At 73.5% G+C, this 25,197-nt stretch carries 16 protein-coding genes and 2 pseudogenes; 7 read left to right on the plus strand and 11 right to left on the minus strand.

What is annotated here, in order from left to right:
- Window positions 1-87, plus strand: a pseudogene (locus AC067M_RS12000) (IS5/IS1182 family transposase); the annotation flags it as partial.
- Here the strand turns inward: AC067M_RS12000 and AC067M_RS12005 are convergent.
- The 3 genes from AC067M_RS12005 to AC067M_RS12015 form a co-directional block, all read right to left on the minus strand.
- Entirely contained in the window at window positions 65-973 is a 909-nt protein-coding gene (locus AC067M_RS12005) for an AAA family ATPase (RefSeq protein WP_478696888.1), read from the minus strand. The pseudogene AC067M_RS12000 and the gene AC067M_RS12005 overlap by 23 nt on opposite strands.
- Window positions 974-1,140: 167 nt before the next feature.
- Window positions 1,141-2,148, minus strand: a complete 1,008-nt coding sequence (locus tag AC067M_RS12010; protein ID WP_478696889.1) for a (-)-alpha-amorphene synthase — start codon at window positions 2,146-2,148, stop codon at window positions 1,141-1,143.
- Window positions 2,132-3,616, minus strand: a complete 1,485-nt coding sequence (locus AC067M_RS12015; protein ID WP_478696890.1) for a cytochrome P450 — start codon at window positions 3,614-3,616, stop codon at window positions 2,132-2,134. The genes AC067M_RS12010 and AC067M_RS12015 overlap by 17 nt, the downstream gene beginning before the upstream one ends.
- Before the next feature lie 389 nt (window positions 3,617-4,005).
- On the opposite strand from AC067M_RS12015, the pseudogene AC067M_RS12020 reads away from it, so the two are divergent.
- From AC067M_RS12020 to AC067M_RS12040, 5 genes and pseudogenes are all read left to right on the plus strand, one after another.
- A pseudogene (locus AC067M_RS12020) lies at window positions 4,006-4,140 on the plus strand (SDR family NAD-dependent epimerase/dehydratase); the annotation flags it as partial.
- 46 nt (window positions 4,141-4,186) lie between these two features.
- The gene (locus AC067M_RS12025) at window positions 4,187-5,428 is read left to right on the plus strand and encodes a glycosyltransferase (RefSeq protein ID WP_478696891.1); all 1,242 of its coding nucleotides are present in this window, start codon (window positions 4,187-4,189) and stop codon (window positions 5,426-5,428) included.
- A gap of 336 nt (window positions 5,429-5,764) precedes the next feature.
- A complete protein-coding gene (locus AC067M_RS12030; protein WP_478696892.1) occupies window positions 5,765-5,956 on the plus strand; it encodes a CsbD family protein in 192 nt (63 codons plus the stop codon).
- Between the two features lie 200 nt (window positions 5,957-6,156).
- On the plus strand, window positions 6,157-7,923 hold the full coding sequence (locus AC067M_RS12035; RefSeq protein ID WP_478696893.1) for a glycoside hydrolase family 15 protein: 1,767 nt from the start codon (window positions 6,157-6,159) through the stop codon (window positions 7,921-7,923).
- A 68-nt stretch (window positions 7,924-7,991) separates the two neighbouring features.
- Complete coding sequence (locus AC067M_RS12040) at window positions 7,992-9,011, plus strand: sigma-70 family RNA polymerase sigma factor (protein ID WP_478696894.1); 1,020 nt, start codon at window positions 7,992-7,994, stop codon at window positions 9,009-9,011.
- Window positions 9,012-9,015: 4 nt separating this feature from the next.
- Here the strand turns inward: AC067M_RS12040 and AC067M_RS12045 are convergent, their stop codons facing one another.
- The 7 genes from AC067M_RS12045 to AC067M_RS12075 all read right to left on the minus strand — a co-directional run bounded on the left by AC067M_RS12045 (window position 9,016) and on the right by AC067M_RS12075 (window position 24,437).
- A complete protein-coding gene (locus AC067M_RS12045; protein ID WP_478696895.1) occupies window positions 9,016-10,863 on the minus strand; it encodes a hypothetical protein in 1,848 nt (615 codons plus the stop codon).
- Window positions 10,860-14,843 (minus strand): vWA domain-containing protein, encoded by a 3,984-nt coding sequence (locus AC067M_RS12050; protein ID WP_478696896.1) that lies wholly within the window; start codon window positions 14,841-14,843, stop codon window positions 10,860-10,862. Before AC067M_RS12050 ends, AC067M_RS12045 begins: the two co-directional genes overlap by 4 nt.
- 4 nt (window positions 14,844-14,847) lie before the next feature.
- Entirely contained in the window at window positions 14,848-16,017 is a 1,170-nt protein-coding gene (locus tag AC067M_RS12055) for an ATP-binding protein (protein WP_478696897.1), read from the minus strand.
- A gap of 260 nt (window positions 16,018-16,277) precedes the next feature.
- Window positions 16,278-21,335 (minus strand): hypothetical protein, encoded by a 5,058-nt coding sequence (locus tag AC067M_RS12060; RefSeq protein WP_478696898.1) that lies wholly within the window; start codon window positions 21,333-21,335, stop codon window positions 16,278-16,280.
- A complete protein-coding gene (locus AC067M_RS12065; protein ID WP_478696899.1) occupies window positions 21,332-22,186 on the minus strand; it encodes a DUF4132 domain-containing protein in 855 nt (284 codons plus the stop codon). Before AC067M_RS12065 ends, AC067M_RS12060 begins: the two co-directional genes overlap by 4 nt.
- 118 nt (window positions 22,187-22,304) lie before the next feature.
- The gene (locus tag AC067M_RS12070; protein ID WP_478696900.1) at window positions 22,305-23,927 is read right to left on the minus strand and encodes a serine/threonine-protein kinase; all 1,623 of its coding nucleotides are present in this window, start codon (window positions 23,925-23,927) and stop codon (window positions 22,305-22,307) included.
- Between the two features lie 120 nt (window positions 23,928-24,047).
- Complete coding sequence (locus tag AC067M_RS12075) at window positions 24,048-24,437, minus strand: cold-shock protein (RefSeq protein ID WP_478696901.1); 390 nt, start codon at window positions 24,435-24,437, stop codon at window positions 24,048-24,050.
- A gap of 113 nt (window positions 24,438-24,550) precedes the next feature.
- Here AC067M_RS12075 and AC067M_RS12080 point away from each other — a divergent pair, with 113 nt between their 5' ends.
- A complete protein-coding gene (locus AC067M_RS12080) occupies window positions 24,551-24,730 on the plus strand; it encodes a hypothetical protein (protein ID WP_478696902.1) in 180 nt (59 codons plus the stop codon).
- 32 nt (window positions 24,731-24,762) lie between these two features.
- Here AC067M_RS12080 and AC067M_RS12085 read toward each other — a convergent pair whose 3' ends face one another.
- A complete protein-coding gene (locus AC067M_RS12085; protein ID WP_478696903.1) occupies window positions 24,763-25,155 on the minus strand; it encodes a DUF5997 family protein in 393 nt (130 codons plus the stop codon).
- Window positions 25,156-25,197 lie beyond the last annotated feature (42 nt).

A 25,197-nucleotide genomic window follows, 5' to 3' on the forward strand; every position in this document is an offset into this window, starting at 1 on the left:
TGGCGGATCTTCCGCAGGTCCCGCTGCAGCCCCAACCGCATGACGTCAATCGCCAAAGCCATTCTCACCCTGGAGCGGCAACGCTGAAGAGGCTCAGTCCGGGCCCCTTGATGGCCGTCGCGAGGTCCCTCATCACCGGCAACTCGTGCCGCAGGCCCTTCACATGCCGTTCACGGAGCCGGAAGGCCAGCTCGACGGCTTCGAACGGGCTTCCCCAGGTGGCTCGCCAGCACTCTTCGCAGAACTCGTCCTCGGCTCCCTCCCCGATCACGTCCCTGACGATCCGCGCCACGCTCTGCGCGCCGAGCGGCACCAACGTGTGGGGACGGTTCCCTTGGTGTTCGACCAGCGCGCAAAAGGTGGTCCGGTCGGGCGGCAGGTCGTCGGGACGATAGGCGACGACGATCAGGAGCGGTAGGTCCACGGCCCGTGGCGCGAACGAGGCCAGCCAGCTGAGGGACTCGGCGTCGGCCCAGTGCAGATCGTCCAGGAGAAGAACGACGGGCGCCTTCTCCACCGCCAACCGCGTCATCACCCAGTCGAGGCCGTCGCGTACCCCGGTCGGGTCCGGTACGTGGGAAGTGTCCGTCGCTTCGAGACCGAGCGCGCCGGCGACGGTGTCGTACCAACTCCCCAAGAAGGTACGGCGCTCCGTCTCCTCCATCGCGGCCAACGCGGGCTGCAGGAGCTGGCGGACCACGCGGAACGCCAGCCCCTGTTCCTTCTCGCCGCCCTTACCCGAGAACACGGTGAATCCGTGTGCGGCGGCGCGGGCACGTGCCGCCGTGATGAGGGTGGTCTTGCCCAGCCCCGCCGAGCCGGCGAAGGCGAGCACACCGCTGTCCGACACCCGTGGCACGCCCGGGACGGCGCCCTGGAGGTCCGACAGCGCGGAGTCAAGTGCGTGTAATTCCCTGTGGCGCTCGAGCAACGGACGATGCTCGCCGTTCGGTTGCCGCAGCCCAGGTGCCATATGCGCTACCGCTTCCTGTCGTTGATCCGAGGAGGAGTGGGCGCCGAGCGTATGCCTTTCGAGCGCCCCTTTGCCGTATTAACGCATGACGACGACAGGAAAGGGTGAATAATTCGCAGGCCCATGTGTTGTGCGCCTGGCCTGCTAGTACTATGCCCCGTCATTCCTCACAGAAGGGCGGGTGCCGCCACAGTGTCCGCGTATCGGGGCACGGTGCGGGACCAGAAGTAACATCCGCGGATCCAGCCGGCCATGCCTTCCACGTAACCGACGCCGGCGGGGCTCAATTCGGGCTCGATCTCTTCGTACAGCGTCTCGAATTCCCGGATCGTGCAGTTGATCTGCTGGATCGCCAGCATGACGGCCATTGGCAAGGAGCACCGGTGCGCGCGCTGGTAGGCGAGGGCCAGGTTGATCATTCCCCCTTCCCGTTGTTCCTTCACGGCGGAGAAGAGATCGGGAATCCACACCGCCGCGTCGGCCGACAAGCGCCTCAAGCGCCGCATAGCCGGGTGGCAGAGCTCCTCGGCACGCACCTCGGCGGCCTGTCCGGCCTCGCACAGCGGATAGAACGGCTCGACGCCCGCGATGAGCGAACGAATCGACTCGCACACCCCCGTCCGAACACCCCCCGCCTCCCCCTGCGCCACCGCCTCGTACAACAACCCGTGCACATACTCCCGGCTGTTCCACGCCCAGCGTGCCGCCTGGGCGGGCGTGCACCGGTCCTGGACCTGGCGGTGGAGGTCGGCCAGGGCCGCGCCGAGAGCGGTGCTGGGGGGTTCGCCGTCCCGGAGGATGGCGATGCTCTCGCACAGCATGGGCAGCAGGCGGGCCGCACCCTGCCGGCCGACCTCCTCCGCACGGTCGTCGAAGATGAACTGGTAGGCGATCTGGTTGGCGACGATCTGGAGGAGATCGGCGTCCATCGTCGGGCTGTTGTAGGCGGCGAGCTCGGCGGGGCGGGTGCGGGCGATCATCGTCGCCACCCCCGGTTCGTCGGTCAGCCCCCGTCGGCGCAACCACGTCTCGACGCCCGCCGCGGCCTCGGACGCATGGCGATTGCACTGGAACGGAAAGGGCATGTAGAGGTCCGCGTCGATCAGATCCCTGAGACTGCCGGCCGAAAGAACGTTCTGCGGGGTTACCGCGATTTCCTCATGCGTCGTCGACACCGTTGTCACCTGCCGTTCGGGAGTCCTGCACTCGTGGTGCTGCGGTTGCTCGGATGGCGAGGGAACGTGCATGGGATGCCCCGCCGAGCGGCGCGTGGGCGCGCGGTTCGCAGGTCATCACCAGCGAACGCGGGCCCAGCGTCGCGGCGGGGCGCAGCTGTTCGGTGTATCCGGGCCGATGGCACAGCCGCCATCGGCCGGCGATGGTCGCGACGGCCACCATGGCCTCCGCTAGGGCGAACCGGTCGCCGATGCATTTGCGGCTGCCCTTGGAGAACGGGAGCATCGCGCCGTGCGGGACGGCGGTGGCCTGTTCGGGCAGCCAGCGGGCGGGGCGGAAGCGGTCGGGGTCGGGGAACGAGGCCGGGTCGTGCTGGAGGAGGTAGGGGCTGTACAGGACCGTGGCCCCCGCCGGGAGGCGCTGCCCGGCCAGGGCCGTCTCCTTCGTGGTCCGGCGCGTGAAGAGCCAGCCGGGCGGGCGGTGCCGGAGCGTCTCGGTGACGACGCACCGGGTGTAGGTGAGGCGCGGAAGGTCCTCGGGCCCGGGAAGCCGTCCGCCCAGCACGGTGTCGACCTCGTCGTGCAGCCGACGCTCCGCCTCCGGGTGCAGTGCCAGGAGTCCGAAGGCGGATGCGAGGCACAGGGCGTTGCTCTCGGCTCCGGTGAGCAGGAACGTGACGAGCTGGTCGTGGACCTCCTGCTCGCTGACCGCCGCCGCGGTCTCGCCGTCGCCACGTGTGGCGGCCAGAAGCGTCCCGAGCAGATCGTGCCGGTCGTCGCGCCGCGGGTCGCGTCGGCGTTCCTCGACGACTCCGTCGACGATCGCGTGTACCCGCTCGACGGCGCGGCGGTACCGCCGGTTCGCGGGTGTCGGCACCCGGAACAGGGCGTCGACCGGCACGGCCGTACGGACGAACAGACCGCGCACGATGGTGGCGAGACAGTCGCGCACCTCGGCGGCCGTCGCCCGGTCGAGGGAGTCGGAGAACAGGACGTGGCTGATCACCCGGGTTGTCAGGGCCAACATCTCCGCGCTGATGTCGACCGGTTCACCGGCCTGCCACGTGCGGAACGTCGACTCGGCTTCACGCCCCATCAGTTCGGTGTGCTCGGCGATACGAGAGGGGTGGAAGTCGGGTTGCAACAGCCTGCGTTGCCGCCTGTAGCTGTCATGACGGCAGGTGACGAGACCGTTGCCCATCAGCGGGCGCAGCCTGTCGTACAGCGGGCCCCCCTTGTCGAAGGTGCGCGTGTCCATGAGGAGTTGGTGTACCAGCTCCGGGTGACACGCCATCCAGGCACGCAGAGGACCCAGACGTATCTCGACCAGATCTCCGTGCTCAGGCAAGGAATTCAGAAAATCCAGCGGCCGACGGAACAAAGCGATACCGTGACCGACGAAGGGGAATATGCCTGGTGCAATACCCACCGTCCAGGCGCGATCTGTTTCAGGCGCGGCACCGTTCATCGATTACCACCTGCCTCAATCGACACACGAAATCAGTGGCCGTTCCACCGATTTGCGTTCGAGTCTTGTACTGCCCAGTTCAACCTCCCTTCGGTTGCCTGAATCGCCTCTACGCCGGGGCGCACAGGAGCACGAAGAGGCATTGCGTGGCGTGGACGACCACCCTTGGTGTGCATGGCACCGATGGACGGTCCTCTTTTGTCACTCAGGCGCTCTCACTCTCCGTGAGTCACCCGAATGCCCTACGCGGCCATGCCCGTGGCGGCGGTGCGGCGGACGCTGAGCGAGAGCTCGGAGCCGCCGACGGAGGAGAACCCGGATGACCACCACCCGTACGCGGAACTGGAATCACGCCGTCGTCACCGGTCGCGCGGGGTTCGTCGGCCTGGAGGAACTTCGCCGAGGCGCTGACCACCGCCCGCGCCCAGGCCCACGGCACCGACACCTGCATCGTGCGCCTGTTCAACACCCACGGACCCCGGATGCGCGGCCACGACGCCCTGGCCGTTCCGACCTTCGTCCAGTAGGCGCCACCCGCGCAGGGGAACGGACGGCAAGGGGAGCGGCCGTATGAGCACCGCGCCGACCGGCCCGGCCGCCCCTGGCGTCCTGGACATCGCACTGGTCGCGGGGCCCGTCGGCCCACCCGCCGCGCTCGCCGAGGGCGGGCGGAACGCCCACCTCACCCGCCTCGCGGGCGCGCTCGCAGACCGGGGCCACCGCGTGACCGTCTACACCCGCCGAGCCACGCCCGAGCCGCCCGACCGGTTGCCGTTGCGCGACGGCGTAGAGGTACACCTGGTACCCGCCGGACCCCCCGAACAGCTCCCCGAGGCCGAACTCCTGTCCCACACGTCGGAGTTCGGCCACCACCTGGCCCGGATCTGGCACAGACGGCCCCCCGACCTGGTGCACTCACACGGGTGGATCTGGGGCCCCGCCTCCCTGTGCGCGGCCCGCCACCACGGGCTGCCACTGCTGCACACGTACCACACCCTCGGCACAGTCGAGCGACGACACCGACAACTCACCGACACCAGCCCGACCCAGCGCATCGCCTACGAAACACAGGTGGGCCTGGCCTGCGACCGGATCATCGCCACCTGCCGGGACCAGGTCGCCGAACTGACCCGCATGGGCGTCCCCGCAGAGAAGACAACCGTCGTGCCGTACGGGGTCGACACCGACCGTTTCACCCCGCATGGCCCCACGGCACCGCGCGGCGCCCACCCGTACCGACTGCTCCAGCTGGGCCACCCGACCCCGCGCAAGGGCGCGGCGGTCTCCGTCGCCGCCCTGCCCCTCCTGCCGGGCACCGAACTGGTCATAGTGGGCGGCCCTGCGCCACCCCACCTCGACGAGAACGCAGAAGTACGCCGGCTGCGCGCCCTGGCGCACGAGGCCGGCGTAGCCCACCGCGTCCACTTCACAGGCGGCGTCCCCAACGACCGGGTGCCACCGCTCCTGCGCTCCGCCGACGTCATCGTCTGCCCCGCCGACCACGAACCCTCCGGCACCGTCCCCCTGGAGGCCATGGCCTGCGGCAGACCCGTCGTCGCCAGCGCCCTCGGCGGCCACCTGGACACCGTCGCCGACCCCGGCACCGGCCGCCTGGTACCACCCCGCGACCCCGAAGCACTGGCCCGCGCAGTCGGCGCCCTCCTGGCCGACCCGACGACCCGCCAGGCATGCGGAGCGGCCGCCCGCCGCAGAATCCTCGGCCGCTACGCCTGGGCACAGGTGGCAGCGGCCACCGAAAACGCGTACTGCGAGACCCTCGACGCAGAGTGGGCGGCCACCGGGGCAAGCTGACCCACCTCCCACCGACGGAGGTGCGGGCCCGGACCCCCACGTCGCGGAGGCCGCCGTACTTACGGGAGCGGGGTGATGCGGTGCGGCGCAGCCCGTCGCGTAGCCGGTCCCGACGCCGACTCACCGTGACAGCGGACACAGGGGCCAGACCAGCGACGCCGCTCGCCGCGCCGCCATGCCCCCGCCCCGCCCACGGCCGTGGCGCACCCGCGCCCTGAGAAGCCGACGCCCCCAACTGCCGTGACTACAGTGCGTGATGCTCCAACGCGCGGACGCTCCGACTCCCGTTTACGTTGGGCGGGCAAGCGACTCACCCCATCCCCCCAAGGAGGAGTCATGGCCCGCAAGGGTGGTACGGACAAGATCAAGGGCAAGGCCAAGGAGATGACCGGCAAGGTCTCCGGCGACCGCGAGCAGGAGGTCGAGGGCCGGCTCGACCAGGCCCGCGGCGAGGCCAAGAAGGTCCGGGGCAAGGCCGAGGAGCGCATGCCGGAGAGCAACCGCTCCACGAAGCGCGACCGCACCTGACCGACGCGCAGCGAACCGCCGGGCGGCGAGGCGAGGCCGGGGGACCCCCGGCACCAGCCCACCGCGTCCGGCGGTTCCCGCTGTCCGAGCGCCCCGAAACAGCGCCCCGAAACAGCGTTCTTCCGTTGCCCTCCGCGATCTCCGGGTACCCGTCCTCCCCAGAGCGCAGACGGAAACCTGACAACGGAAGGCCGACAGCCATGGGCACACCCTTTCAGCCACACGCGCTGCACGACTACGCGCTGCTGGCCGACGGGGAACGCGGCGCGCTGATCGGCCCGGACGGCGCCATCGCCTGGCTCTGCGCCCCCACATGGCACGACGACGCCCTCTTCGCCGCCCTCGTGGGCGGCCGAGGCGCCTACGCAGTAACCCCCAAGGGCCGCTACGTCTTCGGCGGCTACTACGAAGAGGGCACCCTCATCTGGCGCAGCCGCTGGATCACCGACGACGGCATCATCGAGTGCCGGGAGGCACTCGCCTTCCCCGGCGACCCCGACCGCCTCGTCCTGCTGCGCCGGCTGCGCGCCGTCGACGGCCCCGCCCACCTCACCGTCGCCCTCGACCCGCACGCCGGATACGGCAGCGCCACCCTCACCTCCGCCCACCGCAACGACGACGGCGTATGGCACCTCCGCACCGGCGACCTCCACCTGCGCTGGCGGGGAGCGGCCGCCGCAGTCGCGGGCGAACAGGGCCTGACCGCCGATCTGACGCTGCAGCCGGGCGAGCACCACGACCTGATCCTCGAATGCTCCAGGACCGAGCTGCCGCACGAGGAGCCGCGCCCCGACCAGGCGTGGGCCGCCACCGAGGCCGCATGGCGGAAAACGGTCCCCGATCTCGAGAACACCATCGCCGTCGGCGACGCCCGCCGGTCGTACGCCGTGCTGCGCGGCCTGACCGCCCGAGGCGGCGGCATGGTCGCGGCCGCCACCACCAGCCTGCCCGAGCGCGCCGAGGAGGGCCGCAACTACGACTACCGGTACGTGTGGATCCGCGATCAGAGCTACGCGGGCCAGGCCGCCGCGGCCGTGGGCTCGCACGACCTGCTGGACGACGCCGTCCGCTTCGTCTGCGCACGACTGCACGACGACGGCCCCCGCCTGGCCCCGGCCTACACCGTCCACGGCGGTCCCGTCCCCGAGCAGCGGGATCTCGCCCTCCCCGGCTACCCCGGCGGCTTCGACCGCGTCGGCAACCGCGTGAACCGCCAGTTCCAGCTCGACTGCTTCGGCGAGGCCCTGCAACTGTTCGCCGCCGCCGCACAGCACGACCGCCTCGACACGGACCACTGGAAGGCGGCCGCCCTCGCGGTGAACGCCATCGCCGAGCGCTGGCGGGAACCCGACTCCGGCATCTGGGAGCTCGGCGCCCGATGGTGGACGCACAGCAGGCTGGCCTGCATCGCCGGACTGCGAGCCCTGGCCACCGCGGCCCCCCGCCACCCGCTCGCCGAGACCTGCACCCGCCTGGCCGATACCGTCCTCACCACCACCGCGGGCACCTGCGTCCACCCCGACGGCCACTGGCAGCGCAGCCCCGACGACCCCGCGGTGGACGCGGCCCTCCTGCTGCCCGCCGTACGCGGCGCACTGGACGCTCACGACGTGCGGACCCGCGCCACCCTCGACGCCTGCCGCCGCGACCTCACCGAGGACCACTTCGTCTACCGATTCCGCCACGACGACCGACCCCTGGAAGAGGCCGAGGGGGCGTTCGTGATGTGCGGATTCGTCATGGCCCTGGCCGAGCACCAGGCGGGCCGGACCGTCGCGGCGCACCGCTGGTTCGAACGCAACCGCGGGGCCTGCGGCGCCTCGGGCCTGTACGCGGAGGAGTTCGACGTCGCCCAGCGCCAGCTGCGCGGCAACCTCCCGCAGGCCTTCGTCCACGCCCTGCTCCTGGAGAGCGCCGTACGGCTCGCCGGGACGCCGGAGGGGGACCCGCGACACGGAACGACATGACGGGTTCGCCCGGTGCTCCCCGGGTACCCGTGCCTTTTGGCACGAGGAGGGGACGGAGGAACGCAAACATGTCTCCCCTGGCACAGGCAGTCCCGGCGGGCCCCTCGGAGGACCGACGCGCTCCCGCCCGCACCGCTCGGCTGCGCAGCCGGATACCCGAGCCCGACGAGGAACCGGACCTGCTGGGCCAGTATCTGGCTCAGATCGCGGCGACCCCGCTGCTCACCGCGGAGGACGAGGTGCGGCTCGCCCAGCGCATCGAGGCGGGCGTGCACGCCATGGAGGAACTGGAACAGGCCGACGCGGGCGAACGGAACGTACCGCCGGAACGGCGCCCGGAGCTGGAGCGGATCACCCGTGAGGGGCTGGCGGCCAAGGACCACATGGTCCGCGCCAACCTGAGGCTCGTGGTGTCGATGGCCAAGCGGCACGCCCACCGGGGTCTGCCGCTGCTCGACGTCATCCAGGAGGGAAACCTGGGTCTGATCCGGGCGGTGGAGAAGTTCGACCACACCAAGGGCTTCAAGTTCTCCACGTACGCCACCTGGTGGATCCGCCAGGCCATCGAGCGGGGCCTCGCGGCGCACGCCCGCACGGTGCGGCTGCCGATGCAGGTCGTGGAACAGCTGCAGAAACTGGCCAAGATCGAACGGCGGATGCAACTGGCCCTGGGACGTGCGCCCTCCGCCGAGGAGGTGGCCGCGGAGAGCGGCTTCAGCGAGGAGAAGGTGGCGTGGCTGCGGCACGTAGGACGGGACGCCGTCAGCCTGGACACTCCGGTGGACGAGACCGGCGAGACCGTCGTCGGCGACCTCATCGCCGACACGGAGGTCCTGCAGGCCCCGGAGGTCGCCGAGTACCAGGCCCTCGCGGAGGAGCTGCACGAGGCCGTCGGTACCCTGGCCGCCCGCGAGGCCATGATCCTCAGCCTGCGGTACGGCCTCCACGACGGGCGGCCCCGCACCCTGCAGGAGGTGGCGCGGCAGGTCGGCCTGACCCGCGAGCGCGTCCGCCAGCTGGAGAAGGAGTCCCTCGCCCGGCTGCGGGCGCCCGACACCCGCGAACGACTGCTGGCCTGGACGAGCTGAGGTCTCACACCGGAAGCATCAACCGTTGTCCCGGCTCCACCCGCCATGCCGAGGCGCACAGCGCGCGGTCGACCTCATCGGTGTAGAGCGCGGCGGCGAGCCAGGCGCGCGCGAACCGGTCGGTGTCCGCGGGCAGGAGACGGCCGAAGGCGTCCCGGGCACGGTCCGCGGCGGCGGCGTGGAGCGCGTCGAGGAGATCGCCCGCCGTCGCGAGGCCGTACTCGCCGAGGCGCCGGCTGTCGTACGCGCCGTCCCCGGGAAAGGCCAGCACACGACGGCCCCCGGAGACGGCCTGATGGACGCGCCGACGCAGGAGGTGCAACGGGGCTTCGTCGGGCGTGGGCGGCGCGCCGGCCGACGGTGTCCCCGAGGAGGCGGGCAGGTCCGCGTGCTGGAGACGGTCGAGGCCGAGGTCGACACGGCTCCCCAGGTCCGAGGGGTGGTCGCAGGCGAGGAGCAGGGCGCGGGGGAGCGGGGCCGGGGTCAGACGCGCGACGACACGGAGCCGGGTGCCCGTGGCGGCCGCGAGCAGACGGAGATTGTCGCGGTGGGGCAGCGCGGGATCGTCGTGGGCGGCGGCCAGACGCAGCGGCAGACCGCCACAGTCCGCGAGCAGGCAGTCGCCCGCGGCCTCGCGCACCGTGCCCAGGAGGGTCACGTCCAGGAAGAGCAGGCCGGGGCCGCCGTCGGACAGCGCACGGGAGACCTGCTCGGCGACGGGCACGGCCCAGAGACGGTCGAGCGGCTCGCCCCGCCAGGCAGCGCCGGACGCTCGGACCGCCCGTACACCCGCCCCCGCTCCCAGCCGGCCCGTCGGCGAGACGGTGGCGCCGGAGACGGCGAGCCCGGCGCGCGACAGCTCGCGGTGCGTCAGGGCCGTGTCGCCGATGCGGACGGCCCGGTCGGCCGCGCCCACGGCCCGGGCCGCGCGGCCCGGGGCCACGTCGGAGACCGTGTAAAGACAGCCGTCGGCGTCGGCGGTCCAGGTGACGGCTCCCGCGTATCCGGTCGCCGTGAGGACGGGCTCGGAGAAGAGCCCGTACAGGCGCAGGGACCCGTCCGGGGTGTACGGCTGCCGTGCCGTGCCGCGCAGGGCGGCCAGTTCCGGGCCGGTGGCGTACGGGAGACGGTGGGCGGTGCCCAGCAGGTCGCGCAGCGCGGCGACCAGGTCGGCGAGGCGGTACGCGGGGTCGGCGGAGCGGGCCGCCCGTAGCGCGGTGACCACGGACACCGCCGAGGCGGCGGCCCTCGGCAGCCCCGCGAGCCGCGCGGTGTGCGCCGCGCGGAGCAGTTCCGCCTGGAGGACGGCCCCGGCACCGTCCGTACCGGCTTCGAACACGGCGGCCGCGGCGTCCTGGACGGCTCGGGCGGCGGTGTGCTGAGCGGGGGTGGGGGTGTCGGGCATGGCCGGGGGTGCCGGAGCTGCCTGGGCCGGGGCATCGGTGGACGTGGCATCGGTGGACGGGGCGTCGGAGTGGGCGGCCGGACCGGAGTCGTCCACCACCGGCTGGTCGGTTTCGGCTTCGAGGTCCGTCTCGGCGTCGGGGCCGGTGATCAGCGCCGCGTCGGCGATCGGGGCGGCCGAGGCCGCGGCGGCGCGGTGCAGGCAGTCGGGGGCGAGAAGACAACCGCAGCGGATGGCGTCCGCACTGGTCACGGCGCCGCAGGGGGCATGCAGTTCGAGGTCGGTGTCGTCGTCGACGGCGAGGCGCACGGTGTCGCCGTCGACGACCACCGGCCGGTCCACCAGCTTGGCGATACCCGCGTCCAGCCGCTTACGGAGCCGGGGTGACAGCGCCTCGACGAGTTCGGCGGTCACGGACGGCGCGACCGGAGGCAGCTGCGGGCTCATGCGATCTTCTCCCCTACCCAGCGGGCGAGTTCGAGCGGGCTGAGGGCGGCTACGGGCATCCCCGCGGCGACGAGCTGTCCCGCGACGCCGGTGGAGTACCGGGGGCGGCCCGTGTCGTCGAGGCTCGCGCACCCCAGGACGTGACAGCCGGACCCCACCAGGGCACGGACCTCGGCGAGCAGACCGCCGAGCGGATAGCCCTCCTCGAAGTCGCTGACGACCACGACGAGGGTGCGGGACGGCACGGTGACGAGTTCACGGGCGTGTCGCAGGCCCGCGGCGATGTGGGTGCCGCCGCCCACGCTGACCTCGAGCAGCAGGGACAGCGGGTCGTCGACATGGCCGGTGAGATCGATGACCTCGGTGGAGAAGGCCAGGAAGTGCGTGGACAGGGTGGGCACTCCGGCCAGCACCGAGGCCGTGAGGGCGGCCCACACCGTGGACGCCTCCATGGACCCGGACACGTCGGTCACCAGCATCAGCCGCCAGTCGGCGGCACGCCGGGCGCGAGTACGGAAGACCGGGTGCTCGGGGATGATCTGGACCGTTCCGTCGGGGCCTCGGCGGGCGGTCGCCAGGTTGGCGCGCAGGGTGCCGGGCAGATCGAGCCCGCCGCCCGGCCGTCGGCTGGGGCGGGGCAGGGCCGTGCCGTGCAGCGCGGGGCGCAGCCGGGTGGCCAGCTCCCGGGTGAGCGCGTCGACCAGGCGGCTCACCAGCGGACGCAGCGCGGCGATCCGTGCCTCGGGCAGGCCGCCCGCGTGCCGCAGCACCGTGCGCAGCAGGTCGACGGAGGGCCGCACGCTGTCAGGGGCCAGTTCCGCGAGCACGTCCGTCCGGCCCGACGCGGCGGCCGCCGCCAGCACCTCCTCCCGCACACCCGGCCCGAACAGCGCCGCCAACTCCTCCGACCACTCCCGCACACCGGGATACGGCGCCTCCCGTCCACCGCCACCCCCAGCACCCGGCCCACCCCTGCTGCCCTCACCGCGGCCATTGCCGTACAACTCGTCCAGCGCGGTGGCCAACGCGGCCGCGGACCGCGGAAGCTTGTCGGCCCGCCGACCGAGGAGAAGGCGCCAGCGGTCGGCGGGCGCGAGGTGGTGTGAGCCCGAGCCGGCGCCGGAACCGATGCCGGAGTCGGCCCAGCCGAATCCGGGGGCGGTGGAGCCGCCACGAGCGCCGGAGCCGGGGTCGGGCGAGCCGACGCCCTTGTCGGCGGCGCCCTCGCCGGACGCCGAGGCGGGGCTCGTGTGGGTGGCGTTGTCGGGGGACTTCGAGGCGGGGCTCGTGTGGGTGGCGTCGTCGGGGGACGCCAAGGCGGGGCTCGTGTGGGCGGCGCCCTCGCCGGACTCCGAGCCGGGGCCCGTGCCGGTGGAGACATCGCCCGGGGCCGAGTCGGAGCCGGGCTCGGTGGCGGCGCTTCCGGAACCTGAGCCGGAGCCGGGCTCGGTTGCGGTGCCCTCGGAACCCCAGCCGGAGCCGAAGTCAGCGGTAGCGGCTTGGGGTTCGGTGCCGCTCGGCGCTGCTTCGGCGCCCCCGTCGACCCGTGCCGCCGGCAGCAGCCCCAGCCGCTGGAGAGCCGCCCGGGCGGAGATGTCCGCCCGGGTCCAGGTGGCGAGGTCGGTGGGGTCGACACCGCCCGTGTCGGACAGGGGCCGGGTGGGGGAGAGGCGTTCCTCCACCGTGCCGAGGAGTCGGTCCCGGGCCGCGGGGCTCAGCGTGTCGAAGCCGCCCCGCAGCGCGGGGAGCCGCTCGAGGAAGGCTTGGTCGGGCAGTTCCGACATCCGGTCGAGGAGGGGTTCCAGCGCGGGAGCCGCCGCCTCCAGGAGCGGCCCCGCGGCGGTGAGCAGGCCGGTGAGCCGCGCGGTGAGGGCGGACCGGGCCTCGGCGTCCCAGGCCCCGTCGACCCAGGACGCGACGCGACCGCCGAGCACCTCGGCGTCCTCGTGCCCGAGCAGGACCCGTACGGCGCCGGCGGCACCCCGCATCAGGGGCGAGCCGTCGGCGGACAGCCGGGCGAGGGCGTCGGTGAGCCGCAGGCCGCCCTGGAGGTCGGCACGGTGGGCGAGTTCGAGCAGGGCGTGGGCGTCGGCCGGATCCTCGGAGCCGGTCAGACCGTCCACCTGGCGCACCGCGGCGGCGGTGAGAAGGCCGGCCACGTCGGCGGCCCTGTCGGTGCGCTCCTCGTCCGCGCCGAGCCCCGCGAGGTGACCGGCCCTCAGCCGGTCCAACAGCGCCAGACCGGCGAGGAGTTCGGACAATGTGCCGGACGGCGGCAGCACCTCGGCGACATCGGCGAGCCGTTCGTCGGCGAGCCCGGGCAGGCCGCACTCCGCCGCCTCCTGAAGGCCCCGCAAGGCCTGCGCCGCCGTGGGCCCGCCCTCGTCCCCCTCTATACGCCGCCGCTCACGCAGGACGCCCTCCGCCGCCTGGGCGGGGGTGACTCCCCGTACGCCGGCCGCGGTCAGCATGGCCGCGGTGGCGGGCGTCCACCTCACCTCCCAGCGCGAGGTGAGGGACTCCGCACCGCCCGCGCCGGCAACCTCCTTGGCCTCCGCGTACGGCACCCCGCACACGGTCAGCCTGCGCAGCAGCAGTTCGCGCCGCCGGTCGAGACCGGAACGCAGCGGATCCAGCCGCAGATCCCGGCTCGCGCCGGATCCGCGGTCCCCCGGCCCCGGCAGCCCCAGCTCCGCCACCTCCGTCTCGACCGCCGGGACCAGACCACTGCGGGGCGCGCCCGGCGCGGGCCGCCCGCCGCGCGTACCGACCAGCACCCGCTCCATCGCCCGCGCGACGGCCCGCCCTCGCCCGTACGGCTCGCCCTGCGTCAGCACCGTCTGCACGGCCTCGACCAACTCGCCCCGCCCGGCCGCGGGCAGCCCCCGCAGCCGCGCCAGATCTCCGGCGAGCCGAGTGATCTCGCGGGCGTCGGCGGGCCCGGACGGATGGCCGAGAGCCCGCAGTTCCGCGCACACCCGCACGGCCGCCCGGGTCAGTGCCTCCTCCAGCGCGGCCGGATCGCCCGCCGCCCCCAGCACCATGTGCTGCCACTCCGGATCCCGGATGCCCGCCGGGTAACCGGACCGCTCGTCGAGGAGGGCGTAGGTGTACGGGATCAGCGAAGTCGTCCACACGGGCCGGGCAGCGCCCGCCGTGACCTCGGAGGTGGCGCCCAGCTCGACCGGCTCCGCCGGCCCCCCAGCGGCTGTCGGTTCCTTTCCGGCATCGCCCGTCAGCGCCGGCGCATGGAAGGCCCCCACCACCATGGCGGCCCGCTCCCCGTTCGCGGTGGCGGCGGCCAGCCGTGCCCGCATCCAGCGCTCCCGCCGCAGATCCAGCTCGGGCACGCCCCCCGACGCGACCGCGTCCTCCCGCAGCGCCCACCCTGTGAGCAACGCCGCCCGCCGCAGCGCCTCGACCGGCGACCCCGGAGCGGTCGCCTCGACGAGCCGATCCCACAGATCGTCCCCCGGCCGACCCGTGAGCCGAGCCCGCAGGGCGACGGACAGGCGGGGAACCACGCCCACCCGACCCGGCGCCCGCCGTTCCTCCCCCCACGCCCGGTCGGCCAGCGGCAGGTCGCAGGCGATCACCGGCACCCCACGCCGGGCCGCCCACCGCACGGCGGCGAGTTCGGGCGAGAAATCGGCGAACGGATAGAAGGCCGGACCACCCCCGTGGCCCCCGCCCCCCTCACCGTGACTCCAGCCGCCCCCGGCACCGCGCCCCCCGCCACCAGGCGCGGCCGCGAGGGCCACCGGCGCCCGTGTCTCCTCGTGGGCCAGCCAGGGCACCCACTCCTGCATCTCCGCGGGGAGCTCCACGAGCAGCACGTCCGGCTTCGCCTCGTCCAGCAGCGCGGGCACCGCCGCGGCCAGGGAGGGCGCGTGGTGCCGTACGCCGATCAGGTAGGGCCCCGTCGCCGGGTCGGTGAGCAGGGCGACGGCTTCCTCGGGGGAGAGGGAGGAGTGGGTCACGACCTCAGCCCTCCAAGACCGTGCGCAGGTCCCACAGGGTCCGCCAGGTGGCGGAACCCTGTTCGGCGCGGCGCCGGACGGGGCCGTCCCAGTAGCCGCGCAACCGGGCCGCGTCGGCCGGGTCGTCCTTGCGGACCACGCCGAGAAGGTGCCCGGGGAGCAGCCCGAGCACGTCACGGTCGCCGGGGAAGTACGCGGCCGCGAGCCCCAGCGCGCCCGCGACGGCGACGGCCTCCGCGGTGCTCATCACCGTGGAGGGCCGCTCGACCTCCCAGCCCTCGGTCGACCTGCCCTCCCGCAGGTCCCGGAAGGCGGTGACGAGGGCCTCGAGAACGGCGTCGTCGACCCGGAAGGCCGCACCGGACCGCTCGACGGCGGCCCGCGCCTGGCTGCGCACCAACGCGGTCTCGGCGTCGAGGTCGGGGATGGGGCCGACGGTCTCGAAGTTGAAGCGGCGCTTGAGCGCGGCGGACATCTCGGAGACGCCCTTGTCGCGGAGGTTGGCGGTGGCGATGAGGTTGAAGCCGGGCGCGGCGTGCGCCAGGGCGTCGTCCGTGCCCGCCAGCTCGGGGACGGCGATCCGTCGCTCCGACAGGAGCGAGACCAGCGAGTCCTGCACCTCGGGCAGACAGCGGGTCACCTCCTCGACCCGGGCGATGGCGCCCCGGGCCATGGCGGTGAGCACCGGAGAGGGCACGAGCGCCTGCCGACTGGGCCCCTGGGCCAGCAACAGGGCATAGTTCCAGCCGTACTTGAGCTGGTCTTCGGTCGTACCGGCCGTGCCCTGAACGACCAGGCCGCTGGTGCCGCACACCGCGGCGGACAGCAGCTCGGAGAGCATCGACTTGGCGGTGCCGGGCTCACCGACGAGCAGCAGTCCGCGCTCACCGGCGAGGGTGACGACACATCGCTCGACCAGCGCCCGGTCGCCGACGAACTTGCCCTCCACCACGAGCCTGCGTGGCACGCCGTCGGGCACCTCCGCGTCGTCGGGCAGCCGGAGAGCCTGCCCGTCGCTGCCCCTCACGAACGTGACGACGGCACGCGGCGTCAGCCGCCAGGCGGGCGGCCGCGGCCCGTCGTCGTACGCGGCGAGAAAAGCGAGCTCGACGGCATGCCGATCCTCGGGCGGCACGATCTGCCGCACGGTGTCGGGAACAAGGACGGTGGTCATCGCAGGCCCTTCGGGATGGCGCGGGTGCGGTTCATGGGCGGCGGCCCTTCCGGGCGACACGAGCGGAGTTCACGGGCGGCGGCCCTTCCGGGCGACACAAGCGGAGTTCACGGGCGGCAGCCCCTTCGGCCGGCGGGGGATGTCATCGGCCGTGGCCCACTCGGACGGCATGGCGGGTGGCCATCGACGACGGCCCATCCCAGTGGCCCCGTGGGTGTCATCAGCGGCGGCCCTTCCGAGTGGCTCAGTGAGTGTCCGTGTCATCGGCGGCGGCCCTTCCGGGTGGCGCGGGTGGTGAGTTCCTCGTAGGCGGGTGCGTCGCCGGAGCGGACGCGGTCCCAGGCGCGGGCGAAGACCTCGGCGACCGGGAGGAGGGGGACGGGTTGGGAGAAGGCGGTGACCGGGTAGAGGCCTTCCTTCCAGGTCTCCACAGGCAGGGCGGGTGCCTTGAGGTCGAGCCAGCCGCACGGCAGGAAGAGGGTGCGTCCGGCGCGGGGCCGCTTGGCCTCGACGACCAGGTCGGTCGCGGCCAGCTCGGCGCGGGCCGTCTTCAGGCGGGCGGGCTTCCAGCCGGTCCAGCGGGCGCAGTTGCGGTCCGTCGGATCGGCAAGGGCGAGCAGTTGCAGGTAGAGCACCGCCGCGTCCTGGCTCAGCCCGTGGGCCGCGGCGACCTCGCCGACGAGCGCGGGCGCGCTGACCGTGGGGTCCTGGGCGTGGCCCACGGGCCCCTCGGGGTCGGTCCCGGCCGCGAGGGCCCGGGCGAGGTCGTCGCCGAGGATCCTCCGCAGCGCCCACAGCCCGCTCCCGCGCAGGGCCCCGACGAGCCCTTCCAACAGCCCGAACACGGCGTCGTCCGGACCGGTGAGGGCGGCCGGGCGGACCAGGACGGTCTCGTGGTCGGCGGTCCAGGGGCGCAGCACGAGCGCTTCACTGGCGGGTGTCAGGCCGTGTGCGTCGGCACCGCCCGTGGCGGGGAGCCCGTACGCCTTGCGGATCTCGGCGGCGGTCGGCCCGCCCTTCTCCGTCCACGCCACGTCCAGGTCGAGCAGCAGCCCCGGGTCGGCGACACGACGGCGCAGTGCGGCGAGGCCGTCCGGCAGGGCGGCGCGCAGGGGGTGCCCGAAGGGCAGGGCGTAGGCGAGCGCGGCCAGGGCCCCCACGGCGGTTGCCAGGTCGTACCGTCCGGGCAGGGCCTGGGCGTCCTCGGGGACGAGGTTGCCGTCCTTGTCGGGCCGTTGGACCGTGGTGCGGCTGATCCATGGGGTGAGCCCGGGATTGAGCACGGCCTCCGCGGACGCGATCTGCACACCGGCGAGGTCGCCGGCGACGTCCTCGGGCAGCCGGACGAACGAGCCGAGGCGCTCGGCCCACACCCGGCCCGCGGCCTGTGTGTCCGGCCCGCTCGTCCACAGGTCGGCGGGGTCCTCGGGCAGCAGCGCCTCGATGAGCGCGGCCCGGTCCGCCGTACGCAGCGAGCCCAGCATGGTGTCGCCGAACTCCAGCTGACGCGGTTTCAGCCCGATCTCGGCAAGTGCCTCGGCACGGGCGTCCTGCGGCCGGGCGGCGAGCAGCACGGTCGCCTGGACGGGGCCCAGCGCGCCGCCGGTCGCTGCGGTGAGCGCCTGCGGTGCCTCGGGCCTCCACGGGGCCGCGCCCTTGTCCCGGACCAGACGGATGACGGCGGCGAGCCGCTCGGCGGGGAACGCCGACGCGTGCCCGGTCTCGTTCTCCAGGGTGAAGTGGGCGACCGCGCCGAACGCCCCGGTCGGATCGTGGTCGAGGGCGAGCCAGATGATCCGGTCCCGGGTGATGTCGACGCGCTGGCAGCCGAGCACGACCACGGTACGGCCGTCCCGGCGCAGCACCTGACCGGCCCGCTCCTGCTTGCTGTGCGGCTCGCCCAGCATGACCGTGCGCAGTCCCGCCCCGGGCGCGGCGAGCGGCCCTTCGCCGACCGCCTCGAGCAGCAGGAGCAGCGCCTCCCGCGAGGCGTCGGACAGCGTCGGCGAGGCGGCACGGTAGGCGAGCGGCGGCAATGTCTCCAGGAGGGACGGCCACACCATGCCGATCCTCGGGACGGTGTGCTCCTCGCTCCGCCATCCGTCGCCGAGGGCGGCCAGCCGGGCGCGGTCGGGCAGCGGCTTGCCGTCGGCGGGCTTCCCCGACAGCACGTGGTTCACGGCCCGGATCTGGCGCAGCACGCTCCACTGGTGGTCACCGCCCCACCAGCCGCCCAGGTGGGCGAGGCCGTCGACGGCCGCGCGCAGCGTGCCGTCGTCACCGTGCAGAGGGCGGTAGTCGGCGAACATGCCCTCCGTCCGCGAGGGATTGACCTGCGTCCGTTCCACGGGAGGCGCCGCGAAGGCCGCGGCCGTCTCGGCGACGCGCAGGGCCGTGCGGACGAGCGTGCTGACGCCGACGATCAGCCGTTCGTCGGTGAGCCCTGGCAGGGCTTGGGCCACGGCGAGCCGGACGACCTCGTCCGCGGTCGGCACGACGGGCTTGCCGGCGGCCGTCGCCGCGGCCGCAGCGGCGGGCCCGCCGGCGACGGCGAGCTTCGCCTGCCGCTCGGCGAGAGCGGCCGCCGCGGCGCGCAGTACGTCGGCGGCCTGCTGGTCCGTCAGCGCGCGCAGCAGTGCCGACGCCCGCTCGTCGCGAGGGCGCAACGCGTGCCAGAAGGCGACCGGTGGTACGAGCCGGGTGCCCGCCGCGTACTCCCCGCCCTGCTCGTTCAGCGTCACCCGGCCGAGCTCTCCGGTGCCGGAGGTGTCGTCGGCCGCGAACAGGGACACCTGGCGGTGCGTCTGGGCGGCGACGGGCTCGGCGCCGCCGGGCAGCCGCAGCGCCCCGAGCGGAACACCGCGCGTGCGGCCCCGGACGACCGGCAGGGAGACGGTCCGTCCGTCCGGTGTCCCGGTCGTCGTGCGTGCCTCCACCCCCGTCCCCTCCGTGCGCACCCAGCGGCCGAGGACGGTGCCGTCGGTGCCGAACGGGCTGTGCTCCAGGCCCGGTTGCAGGGGCAGGACCTCGCAGTCGTCCTGCGCGAGGGTCGCGTCCTCCCGGATGCCCGACCGCAGGAAGGCGGGCAGGGAGGCACGCCCGTGCGTGCCCGTCACCGGGTCGTACTCGAGCCACACCGACTGCCGGCCCTGCCTGCCCAGGCGCCACAGCGTGGTGCCGTCACCGATGACGGGCCGACCGGGCGGCAGGGCGGTGTCCCCGGCGTGCAGGGTGCGGCCGCCGGTGGCGCGGCCACCGCCGGGCAGCGGGATCGATGGGGTGCCGGCGTCGCGGCCGTGCCACCAGGAGGCCAGGTGTTCGCCGCCGAGGACGAACACCTCGGACGGCCGGTTGGACCAGTAGCCGAACTGCTTGTTGTCGTGCCGCCACACCACCAGCAGCTCGCCGTCGGTGTAGCGGAAGTTCGGGCGCTGCCAGCGGTCCAACTGGACCGGGATGCGCAGGTCGTGGTCGAGCAGCACCTTGTCCGGGCCGACGACGACCACCTTGTGCCCGCGCGCGAGGATCAGCGCAGGCCAGGCCTCGGCCAGGGTCAGCTCGTTGTCACGAGGGTCGCGTGTCGCGTCATCGAGCAGGCGCAAGGCCTCGTCGAGGGCGGGCCAGCCCAGCTCGTCCATGATCCCCGCGCGCAGGGTGCGGCCGAGCAGCGGCGCGACCTCGTGCGCGGCGACCCGGGCGACCGCCTCGGAGTTGGCCTTCGCGGCGACCGGGCGGAAGGGGCGAAGCCGGTGCAGCGCCGCCCCGGCCGCGGGCAGGCCCACCGCGCCGGTGAGCTCCCCGGTCGCCTCGTCCAGCCACTCGCGCAGCACCTCACTGAGCACCGGGTGCGCCGCTACAGCCTCCAGCAGCTCGGTCGCCGCCCGGTCCCGGCCCAGGGTGCCGACCGCCTGGTGCAGCAGGGGCCGGAACCGCGGATCCGCCGCGACGGCCCTCAGGTTCCGCCGCGCGGGCCGGGTGTCGCGCAGCCACCGGTCGAGAGCCAGGTGTACGTCGGTCTCGGCGTCGGGCGCCGCCAGGGGGATGCCCTCCGCCACGCACAGGTCCAGCAGGTCGAGGTCGGCGCCCGCGTGCCAGCGACCCGTGAAGAGGTCGACGGCGCGGCCATCCGCGCGCAGCCGGGGTGCCATCCGCTCGACGAGCGCGAGTGTGGCCGGCGAACGGCCGGACACCGATGCGCCGTGCTTCCGGAAGCCGGCCCAACGACTCAGCCAGTCCGCGGCGTCGACCCCGCTCGCCGCGCGGCCACCACCGCCGACGTCACCACCGGCGGCGTCCTCGGCTCCCTCACTCCCGCCCGTCAACAACCGCTCCGCACCGCTCTCCGCCAGCAACGCCAGCCAGAGTTCGTCGTTGTCGACGCCAGGGCCCAGCCCGGCGGGCATGATCTCCAGGAGCCGGGCCCGTACGGCCGGGCGCTGTTCCGCGAGCACGGGCAGGGTGGCGCGGTAGGCGTTCCAGAAGGAGGCGGGCGCCCGGACGGAGGCGGGTGAGGCGATCAGATCGGCGACGAGGGCGCACTCCTCGGTGACCCGGGCCAGACCGGCGGCCTTGATCAGCCCGCGCGCGTCCTGCGGCAGCGAGGCGTACGGCGGCATGCCCGCGGCGCAGCGCTCCACGGTCAGCTGCCGGAACTGGGCCCACGCCGCGGCGGGATCGAGCCGGTCGGCGAGGTCCTTGACGTGCTGCTTGAGCGCCTTGACCGTCAGTGCGCCGGCGAAGGCGAATTCCAGGAACACGGCCCGCTGCCGGTCCTCGTCGACGGCCAGGGCGTGCACGCGCTCGGCGTCACGGGCCTTGCCGAAGAACGCGCCGGCGTAGGTCGTGTTCTCATGCTGGAGGAAGACCCGGGCGGCCTGTTCGTAGAAGGTCGGCAGGAAGTGCGGCACCGCGCGGCCGAGCCGTTCGCCGAGCTCCTCGAAGCCGTCCTTGGCGGTGCCCGGGCGGGACTTCGCCTGCCGCGCGAGCCGCTCGACGTCCTTGACCAGGGCAAGCGCGTGGTGGCCGTTCGCCGGGTCGTTGACCAGGGCCCAGGCGGGAAACCCGAGGGTCTCCCGGCGGACCTGACCGACCTCGGGGGAATCCGGATCCCGCGCGAGTCCCAGGAAGTCCAGGGCGAGATCCTCCGCCTCACCGAGTGTGCCCGGCACCAGGCGTACGACACGCCGGTCGTCCAGGGCGGGGTGGGTGTAGGTGCGCACCGTGAGGGTGTCGGCGTCCTCGCGCGTCGTCGTGCCCGGGGGGAGGACGGCGCCCGCGTCGAGCAGTGCGGCCGCGGTGGTGTCGTCGTACGTGGTCATGCCGCCCGCTCCTCGTCCTCGATGTCGCGTCCGGCGTACAACGCGGCCGCCATGCGCATGCCCTCCGACCAGGCCACCGGCCCGATCTGACCGAGCTTCAGCACCCGGCCCGCGGTGTCGGTCCACATCAGGGGACCGGTCTCGGTCTCCTCGTAGCTGTCGTAGTCGCCGATCCAGACCCGGGCCTCGACGCCGACGCCGTCCTCCCGCACGGAACAGACGGCGTTCCCGCCGCGTACGCGGTAGCCGAGCTGGGTGGTCCTGCCGTGCAGGAAGCGCAGTTCCTTGAACGCCCCGCCCGCGTACTCCTCGACCGCGGTGCCCTCCGCGTCGAGACCGGCGGGGCGGTGCCAGACCTCGCGGAAGAGCTGCTGGGCGCGTTGTTCGACGCCGAGTTCGACGGCGAACTCCCGTAGTTCCTCAAGGTCTTCGAGGAGTACGGGGTGGGGGAGGCGGACGAGTTCGGGGGTGATGCGCACGGTGTCGCCGTCGAGGTCGACGAGACCGAGGCCGCGCTCGAGGTCGGCGTCCCTGAGGAATCCCGCGACCTCGCCGTCGACTCCGGTGACCACGAGGTCGCGCAGGGCGCTCTGCCAGGCCGGGTCCGGCCACACCCGGGCCATCACCGCGAGCGGAACGGGGAGGGAGCGCACCATCCACCGCTCCACGTCGGTCAGGCACTGCCGTTCGTGCCGGTCCAGCCACTCGGCGAGCTGACGGAGTCCCACCACGGCCGGGTCGTCCGCGAGTTTGGCCGGAACTGACTTCAGCCGTCGCCCGGCCGCGTTGCGGCACACCACCTTCCCGCTGTCGAGGGCAACCTCGTAGTCGCCCGCCGTCACCCACCCCATACGTGCCTCCCCGCACCGCAGTGATCAAGTGACGGGAACTCTAGGGCAGGCCACTGACAACGCCTCCGACGCCTGTGTCCTGGCCCGCGGCGGCCTCCCGGCCGCGGTGGGCGCGGGGTCAGTCACCGAGTCTGGTGAACCCGTCCCGCACGTTGTCGAAGACGGGCCGGTACGTGTTCCACTCGGCGTCGGGCGCCGACAGGTAGATGTCGTACTCCCGGCCGCCCTCCCGGCCGAAGCCGAGGTCGATGGCGCGAAACAGGCGGGCCTTGCCGTGGAACGTGAACTCCCACACCGCGGCCGGCTGCTCCCGGAACCGCATCTCCTGCATGCGCAGCCGCCGGTACGTCGGGTAGTTGACCTTCGTGTTCGTCTCGATGTCCATGAAGTGGTCCTTGGGGCTCGAACCAGCGGGGTCGACCATGCCGATCGTGATGCCGGCCAGGCCGGACGGGTCGGTGTAGACGACCTCGTCGTCGGACCGCCTGGTCGCCTTCCACCCCTCGGGCACGGGGAAGGAGATGTCGAACCGCTCCTCCTTGACCGACCTGTAGCCATCCGGCAGGGGTGAGGGTGCGGACGACGCCGTGGTGGGGCCGGGCGAGTGCGTGGCGGCACCGGGTGTGTCCGTGCCGGACGGTGACATGGTGATCACGCCGACGGCCACGGCCGTGGCGGCCGCCACGGCGGCGACGACGAGGGCGAGTACGCGGCCCCCGCGACGGCCTCGGCGTCCCTCCCGGCCACGGTCGTCGAGGGAGTGTTCGGACGGCACGGGCTCCCCACCGGAGGACCGCCCCCGGGCCCCCTCGGCCGGCCGCCCCGGGGACCGCCCCAGCGTCTCGTCACCCGGCGCCCGGTCGGCCGACCGCCCCACCGTCGTGGCTGTCGTGGACCAGTCCGGCGCCAGTCCGGCCGCCTGCGCGGAGGACCGCGCGGACTGCAGCGCCCGCTCGGTCTGTTCCGCCGACGGACGCTCCTCGGGCTCCTTGAACAGCAGCGCCTCGATCAGCGGTTCCAGCGGCCCGGCCCGCTTCATCGGCTCCATCGGGTCGACGGCGATGGCGTACGCCGTCTCCACGGCCGTGTCCCGGCGGAACGGCGGCCGCCCCTCGACCGCCTGGTACAGCGTCGCGCCCAGCGCCCACAGGTCCGAGGCGGGCCCCGGGCGCCGGCCGCGGATCCGTTCCGGGGCCATGAAGTCGATGGAACCGACCATCTCGCCGGTCCGGGTCAGCGTCGACGATCCCGTGGTCACGGCGATGCCGAAGTCGGTGAGCACCACACGGTCCCCGGCACCGAGCATGACGTTGCCGGGCTTGACGTCACGGTGCAGCACACCGGCGGCGTGCGCGGCCCGCAGGGCGGCGATCATCCCGAGGCCGATACGGGCGGCCTCCTCCGGAGGAACCGTCCGGCCGTGTTCGAGGAGATCGCCGAGCGTGACGGCCGGCAGGTACTCCATGACGATGCAGGGCCGCCCGTCGTCGTCCACGACGTCATGGACGACGACCACGTTCGGATGCACGACACGGGCGGCGGCACGTGCCTCGCGGCGGGTGCGTTCGTACAGCGTGGCGAGCTCGGCGTCGGCGAGGTGCGGCTGTACGTGCAGCTGCTTCAGCGCGACCCTGCGGTCGAGCACCTCGTCCTCGGCGCGCCACACCGTGCCCATGCCGCCCCGGCCGATCAGCTCCACGAGCCGGTAGCGCCCGGCGACGAGCCGCCCCTCGTCCGACACCGCCTGTCCTCCGCCGCCTTGCCCCGTTCGATTTCGTTCCGCCACCATAGTCGCCCGCGGACAACGATCAGGTGACGACGATCACGCGGCGAGGACCGGGCGCTCACGCGCCCGGTGCGGTCAGCCCTCGACCCAGCCGTGTCCCCTGCCGAACTTCGCCAGCGCACCGCGGACCTGCAGGATCTGCTCACCGGTGAGCGAGGGCGCCGCCGCCAGCAGGAGCTCGGTGACCTCCGCGGTGAACTCCTGCGTGTTCAGCACGTCGCACAGGGAGTCGTCGTCCGGAGCCAGCGGCTTGCCGTCCTCACCCCGGGCGAGCCGCACGGCGGAGGCCTTCGGACCGCGCTCACCCTCCTCGATCTCGAACTCCACCACCACACCCCGGTGCACCGCCGACTCCGGAATCAGCATGTCGTTCACATGCAGGAACACGTCCTCGCCACCGTCGTCGGGAGCGATGAACCCGTACCCGCGCTGACTGTCGAAACGCACCACACGACCAGCAACCATGACAACCCCCAACAGACCGGGCCCTTCGCCCGTGGAACCATGGCCTGATCGTAGTGGTCGCCGGGGGCGGCACTTTTCCGCGGGGTGCGGCGTTCAGTGGTCGGGAGGGTGAGATGACACGAGAAGAGAAGACGTCCACCGAGGCGGCCGAGGCCCTGCGTCACGCGCGCTTCGGCACGCTGCCGGAGCGGATCCGCCTGGAGGACCTGGTCGAGGAGAAGCCGGCCACGCTGCCCGATCCGGCGAAGGACACCTACAACCCCGACGAGTGGCTCATCCGGTACTGCCTCTGAGACGGGCGGCCGTCAGGGCGGTTCCCGAGGCCTCAGGAACCGCCCTCGGCGCGCTCGGCGTCCCGCTGCTTGAGGCGGGCCGCCTCCTTGCGGACCTCGGCCTGGGTGGCGCGCTCCTTCTCCAGCCACTCGGGCTTGTCGTCCTTGAGCGCCTCGATCTGCTCGGTGGTGAGCGCCTCGGTGACCCCGCCCCGGGCGAGACCGGCGATGGAGACGCCCAGCTTCGCGGCGACGACCGGGCGAGGGTGCGGGCCGGTGCGTCGCAGCTCCCGCAGCCACTCCGGCGGATCGGCCTGGAGTTCGTTCAGCTCGGCGCGCGAGACGACACCCTCCTGGAACTCGGCGGGGGTGGCGGGGAGGTACACACCCAGCTTCTTCGCCGCGGTCGCGGGCTTCATCGTCTGGGTGGTCTGGTGCGACTTCATGCTGTCCAGACTATCGGCCGCGAAGGTGACCCCCGACCACAG

The organism is Streptomyces sp. NPDC043427 (genome assembly GCF_056436655.1).